Annotated in this window: 5 protein-coding genes and 4 tRNA genes; 7 read left to right on the forward strand and 2 right to left on the reverse strand. The window is 40.0% G+C overall.

The genetic code is table 11. The annotated features are described in order from the left end of the window. Positions 1 to 346 precede the first annotated feature (346 nt). Together pssA and BTN98_RS18790 are read right to left on the reverse strand one after the other, a co-directional pair. Positions 347 to 1,696: a CDP-diacylglycerol--serine O-phosphatidyltransferase gene (pssA, locus tag BTN98_RS18785; RefSeq protein ID WP_061000953.1), complete on the reverse strand. Its 1,350-nt coding sequence runs from the start codon at positions 1,694 to 1,696 to the stop codon at positions 347 to 349. 128 nt (positions 1,697 to 1,824) lie between these two features. Beyond that, positions 1,825 to 2,250 (reverse strand): GNAT family N-acetyltransferase, encoded by a 426-nt coding sequence (locus BTN98_RS18790; RefSeq protein WP_061000955.1) that lies wholly within the window; start codon positions 2,248 to 2,250, stop codon positions 1,825 to 1,827. A gap of 74 nt (positions 2,251 to 2,324) precedes the next feature. On the opposite strand from BTN98_RS18790, the gene murB reads away from it, so the two are divergent. The 7 genes from murB (at position 2,325) to BTN98_RS18825 (ending at position 5,533) form a co-directional block, all read left to right on the forward strand. Next, positions 2,325 to 3,368, forward strand: a complete 1,044-nt coding sequence (murB, locus tag BTN98_RS18795; protein ID WP_061000956.1) for a UDP-N-acetylmuramate dehydrogenase — start codon at positions 2,325 to 2,327, stop codon at positions 3,366 to 3,368. Continuing rightward, entirely contained in the window at positions 3,365 to 4,327 is a 963-nt protein-coding gene (birA, locus tag BTN98_RS18800; RefSeq protein ID WP_061000958.1) for a bifunctional biotin--[acetyl-CoA-carboxylase] ligase/biotin operon repressor BirA, read from the forward strand. Before murB ends, birA begins: the two co-directional genes overlap by 4 nt. Continuing rightward, positions 4,327 to 5,058 (forward strand): type III pantothenate kinase, encoded by a 732-nt coding sequence (locus BTN98_RS18805; RefSeq protein ID WP_061000961.1) that lies wholly within the window; start codon positions 4,327 to 4,329, stop codon positions 5,056 to 5,058. The genes birA and BTN98_RS18805 overlap by 1 nt, the downstream gene beginning before the upstream one ends. A gap of 96 nt (positions 5,059 to 5,154) precedes the next feature. Beyond that, positions 5,155 to 5,230, forward strand: a tRNA-Thr gene (locus tag BTN98_RS18810). A 14-nt stretch (positions 5,231 to 5,244) separates the two neighbouring features. Further along, positions 5,245 to 5,329, forward strand: a tRNA-Tyr gene (locus BTN98_RS18815). 41 nt (positions 5,330 to 5,370) lie between these two features. After that, positions 5,371 to 5,445 (forward strand) — tRNA-Gly (locus tag BTN98_RS18820). A 12-nt stretch (positions 5,446 to 5,457) separates the two neighbouring features. Further along, positions 5,458 to 5,533: transfer RNA gene (locus tag BTN98_RS18825), tRNA-Thr, on the forward strand. The last annotated feature ends 118 nt before the right edge of the window (positions 5,534 to 5,651 follow it).

Raw genomic sequence — 5,651 nt, forward strand, 5'->3', positions numbered from 1 at the left:
CAGGTTTTTTTTCGTCTGTATACAATGGTACAGAATAGATACTGTGAAAGTTGTGGCCTACAGGATCAATAATATTCCCAGCATGATTTGTATTCTTTCCATCATGGAGATCGTTATTTATTGATAAGTTCGTCTTCTTCACATTCATCTAAGAAACCTGTAGGAAATGGTAATCATCGTGTAGTAGTCAGCTGACTTGATATCAATAGATGATGATTTATTCGTGTGTAAGATTGGTGATGAATAGACGATAGTTAGCCTTGGCGGATGGCTTGTTTTCGATTCGAGGTGGCGTTTAAATAGATTACGCAGCAATAATAACATATTGCTGCGCTGTTGATAGGTACTATAGAATTTGATTAAGGATATGATCTGCTTTAACGCGGCGGATTCGCTTAATTAATTTCTTTACTTGAGGTGGATAGCTATCAATTTTTTCGATTTGTTTATAGCTACCAATTAAAGTGGTATGGGTAAGGATACAATCAATTTCTTGTTGAGTTTGCTGTGCTAGAAGTTGATTTTTGTCGTGGATTAGAATGGCATTTTCTAAATCAAGTTTCCATGCGCGAGGGTTTAAATTATTACCCGTAATCAGCATATATTGACTATCAACCCAAATACCTTTGAGATGAAAGCTATTATTGTCGTGTTTCCACAGATGAATTGCTAATTGACGACTTGCAATTGCAGCCTCGTTATTTTTTGCAAAATTACGTAGATTTACTTCATATAGATAAGGTAAGCCGGCAATTGTTTTAAAAGGCTCTGATGGCGGAATATAAAAGTCATTCGCGGTTTTATCACCGACAACAATTGTAATTTTAACACCACGCTTTAATGCTTTAATGACTTCTTTACTAACACCGCGTGGAAAGTTGAAATAGGGCGTACATATTGTTAATTCATGCTGTGAACTTGCAATCAACGCACAAATTTCTTGGTTAAGTTGGTTACGACGTTTACCTAAGCCTATTAGCGGTGTCAGTCCAACTTCATCTGTTGCAATTGATTGAGCTGCATAGTGGTAGCTTGCTTGTTGTAACTCAGCGCGAAGATCTTTAATTGCGCTTTTTAAGGATTTTGTATCGGGACGTTCTGCTTGATTTAAACAATTCACAGCCTCACTTTCGACTAACGTTTCGGTAATAAATGTCGCCATACTGTCAGCAAGCTTGCTATTCTTGATAACATGGTAACGATCATAGCGATAACGGTCGTGTTGGGCTAAATAGACATCATTAAGGCTCGCGCCGCTATAGATAACAGTGTTATCAATAACGAAGCCTTTTAAGTGTAAAACACCAAACACTTCACGGTTACGTACTGGTACACCTAATACTTCGATCGGAAATTGGTATTTTTCTGCATATTCACGGTATAAGGCTGCATTACCATCTGATTGACTTGCGCCAATAAGTCCGCGTTGAGCACGATGCCAATCAACAAAGACTTTTATGTCTAATGCTGGATTGCGTTGCTTTGCTTCGTATAGCGCCGTTAATATACCACGACCAGCCTCATCATCCTGTAGATAAAGAGCAACGATATAAATACGCTGCTGTGCTGAATCAATTTCTTGGTATAAGCGCTTTCTGAAAGAGCTCGCGTCAAAAAGAGTCTCTAAATTTTCGGGCTTGTGCGCAATACACGGCAGTTGATCTATATACTGCCTATTAGCAATAGCTGAATCCATTATCGCCTCGTTTACACGATCTATAAGAAGATAAATTTGAGTTAAGAAACGAATTATATCAGAAAAAGAGCTAAGTCAACCTATCTCATTGCTAGATATATGATCGCCTCACGAATTTATAACAATCTCTAAGCGTTATAGTGCATCGGTATTAGCTTTTTTCCGCTATGGCAATAACGCTCAAATCGTTGTTGTAAATCATGTGGTAATTGCTGCGGTTGCAGAGTGATAAATCCAGCTTGCTGGTAAAGTGCTTCAAGTTCTTTAAATGCAAAGCAATAACAAGGCTTTTGTTGTATTTGTGGTGTCGCGTGTTGAAGTAGTTGAGTCGCTATCTTCTGATTTCTATATTCAGGTTTAACTAACATTCCTGTTAATAGCTGCAACTCACCGATATATTTAAATCGAACGCAACAGATAACACCTTGTTGTGACTCGCCAACCCATAGGGTTTCATCACGTTTTGCTTTGCCTGCTGGATAAAAATCTTTATAGAGTTTATTAATGATAGGTAATCTAATTGGATTTAACTGCTGGTAGCGAATTGGGCTCATGGGAAAACACTGCGTTGTGAGATTGATTCGGGTAAAATAGACCTATTAGTATAAAGATATGGTCTTAAATTAACATGAAAGTTTTACCTGATCATGGGTTAGCGCCTTATCATACCTTTGGTATTGATGCTGTAGCCACGCAGATTGTTGAAGCTGAAACTATTGATGATTTTATTAATATTTGGCACGATGCAAACTTTAATAACATGCCTAAGTTGGTTGTAGGGCAAGGAAGTAATTTGCTTTTTTGTGAAGATTATCAAGGTGTGATTATTCTCAATCGAATTAAAGGTATTACATTAACAGAAACCGATACCTGTTATTGTTTGCACGTCGGCGGTGGTGAAGATTGGCATCAACTCGTGAGTTGGTGTGTAAAACATAATATTGGTGGTTTAGAAAATTTAGCCCTTATTCCTGGTTGTGTTGGTTCCTCACCTATTCAAAATATTGGTGCTTATGGCATTGAGCTCAAAGATGTATGCCAATATGTTGATGTTCTAGACGTTAACACTAATGATGTTAGGCGTTATGAATCGAGTGATTGTGAGTTTGGTTATCGAGATTCAATTTTTAAGCATCAATTAAAAGATGGCCATATTATTATTGCCGTTGGTTTGTGCTTACCTAAACAATGGCAGCCTCAAATTGCTTATGCACCTTTAAATCAATTCGATGTGACAACCGTGACGATTCAACAAGTGTTTGATACTGTTTGTGCTGTCCGTAAAGCCAAGCTTCCAGATCCAAAAGAAATTGGTAATGCAGGCAGTTTTTTTAAAAATCCTATTATTTCCAAAATATTACGCGATAGGCTACTTGTTGACTATCCTGCAATGCCTAGTTATGGTGTTGATGATCTGCAGGTGAAGCTAGCTGCTGGTTGGTTGATCGATCAATGTGGTCTTAAAGGGCATCAAATTGGTGGGGCGAAAGTGCACCCACAGCAAGCGTTAGTATTGACCAATGTCGGTACGGCGACGGCACAAGATGTAGTGCATTTAGCACAATATATCGTTAATCGAGTCGTAGAAAAGTTTGGTGTTGCTCTAGAGCATGAAGTGCGATTTATGGCGGCGAGTGCTGAAACCCATTTGAGTGAGATTTTAGCATCATGAAAGAGCATTCAACGCGTTTAGCCCTGATTGGTTTATTAGCGGATGGTCAATTTCATTCAGGTGAACAATTAGGGGTGGCATTAGGAATGTCACGCGCTGGTATTGCTAAGCAAATTAAAATCATTCAGCAGTGGGGACTTGATTTATATAGTGTCCAAGGGAAAGGTTATTGCTTAGCGGCGCCGATTGAATTACTTGATAGTCAACGAATTTCCGAATTAGTTAGTTGCCCACAGCTAGAGTTAATTCCGGTGATTGATTCGACTAATCAATATTTACTTGATCAAGTCGGTCAATTACCTAGTGGCGCAGTTTGTTTAGCTGAATATCAGCAAGCTGGTCGTGGCCGCCGAGGCCGACAGTGGCAATCACCTTTTGGTAGTAATCTTTATTTATCTACCTATTGGCGCTTAGAGGCTGGTGTTGCAGCTGCGATGGGATTAAGTTTGGTGGTAGGTGTTGCGATCGCTGAAACCTTACAACAATTTGGTGCGCCTGATATTCGCGTCAAATGGCCCAATGATCTGTATTGTCATGATCAAAAATTGGCTGGTATTTTAGTTGAAATGACGGGAAAGGCTGGTGATGCTGCACATTTAGTGATCGGAATGGGGCTCAATATTGCTATGCCAACGGTGGCTACCAATATGATAGATCAAGCATGGACTAATTTAAGTGCTGCTTGTTCGCCGTTACCATCGCGTAACGTGTTAGCGGCAACATTAATTGATCGTATCCATCAAACGTTAACTGAATACGAAGCGGTTGGTCTTTGTGGTTTTGTTGAGCGTTGGAATAAAATAGATAACTTTTTGAACCGCCCAGTGAAATTGCTTATTGGTGAGCGTGTTGTTGAAGGCATTGCTCGTGGTATTAATGAGCAAGGCGCGTTATTACTTGAAACGGACGATGGTATTACTGCTTATGTTGGTGGTGAAATCAGCCTTAGAGGTTGTTAATGCAATTATTAATTGAAGCGGGGAATACTTACGTTAAGGTTGCCCTATTATCCGTAAATGGTCAGGTAGAGTTAATTGGTAAATACCCAAGTAAGAAACTTGAGTTAGTGCTTGATCCTATTTTAGAACAAAAAATCAAACGGATTGTTTTTGCTAGTGTTGGTCCTGTTGAGGTCGATAATACGATTCAGCGTATTGCACAGGTGTCAGATATTCCAGTCCTGCACGTGAAAACCATGCGTAAAGATTTTGGGGTCAAAAATGGCTATAACGAGTATCAATATTTAGGTGTTGATCGATGGTTAACGTTAGTGGCTATTCATCAACAATTTAAGCGCCCAACTGTGGTGGTTGATATTGGTACGGCATTAACATTTGACGTACTAGGCGGAGATGGAAAGCACCTTGGTGGCTGGATTGCACCAGGCTATCAGTTAATGATGAAAGTGGTGTTAGAAAATACCACCAAGGTGTTTTCTGATCATGAGCATTGTAATAACCTGCAATTGGCTGACAATACCGCCGATGGACTAAAAAATGGTTGTCGAGCAGCATTGATAGGTTTGATTGAATATGGCCTCAAAGAAGCGCGTCAAAAATTACCAACTGAACCGGTTGTAGTATTGTGTGGTGGGGGGGTTAGACATCTTCCAGTGGACGATATTAAAAATTATAACCACCGTTCAGAATTGGTACTTGAAGGGCTTGCTTTGTATGCGAAATGTCGATAATGGATAAATTTACGACAATTGATGAAAAAAGCATAAAAAAATGGCGTTAAGCTATTGCATCAAAAATCATCATTATCTAGAATGCGCATCAATTAAGCCGACTTAGCTCAGTAGGTAGAGCAACTGACTTGTAATCAGTAGGTCACCAGTTCGACTCCGGTAGTCGGCACCAGTTTCAAGAATTTCGGTGGGATTCCCGAGTGGCCAAAGGGAGCAGATTGTAAATCTGCCGGCACTGCCTTCGAAGGTTCGAATCCTTCTCCCACCACCATTTTCAAATAGTTAAATAGCGCTACGAGTAAATAAGTTTTTGCGGGCATCGTATAATGGCTATTACCTCAGCCTTCCAAGCTGATGACGCGGGTTCGATTCCCGCTGCCCGCTCCACACTTCTTGTGTGCTGATATAGCTCAGTTGGTAGAGCGCACCCTTGGTAAGGGTGAGGCCGGCAGTTCGAATCTGCCTATTAGCACCACTCTTCAGTCAATATTTATCAATTTGTTATATACTCAACAAACCCATGTTTGGTTGTGTGGTCGAAGTGCCACTAAATACCGTGCCCAGAGGGACTATCCATGTCTAAAGAAAAATTC

The sequence above is a fragment of the Photobacterium aquimaris genome (assembly GCF_002954455.1).
GTDB lineage: Bacteria > Pseudomonadota > Gammaproteobacteria > Enterobacterales > Vibrionaceae > Photobacterium > Photobacterium aquimaris.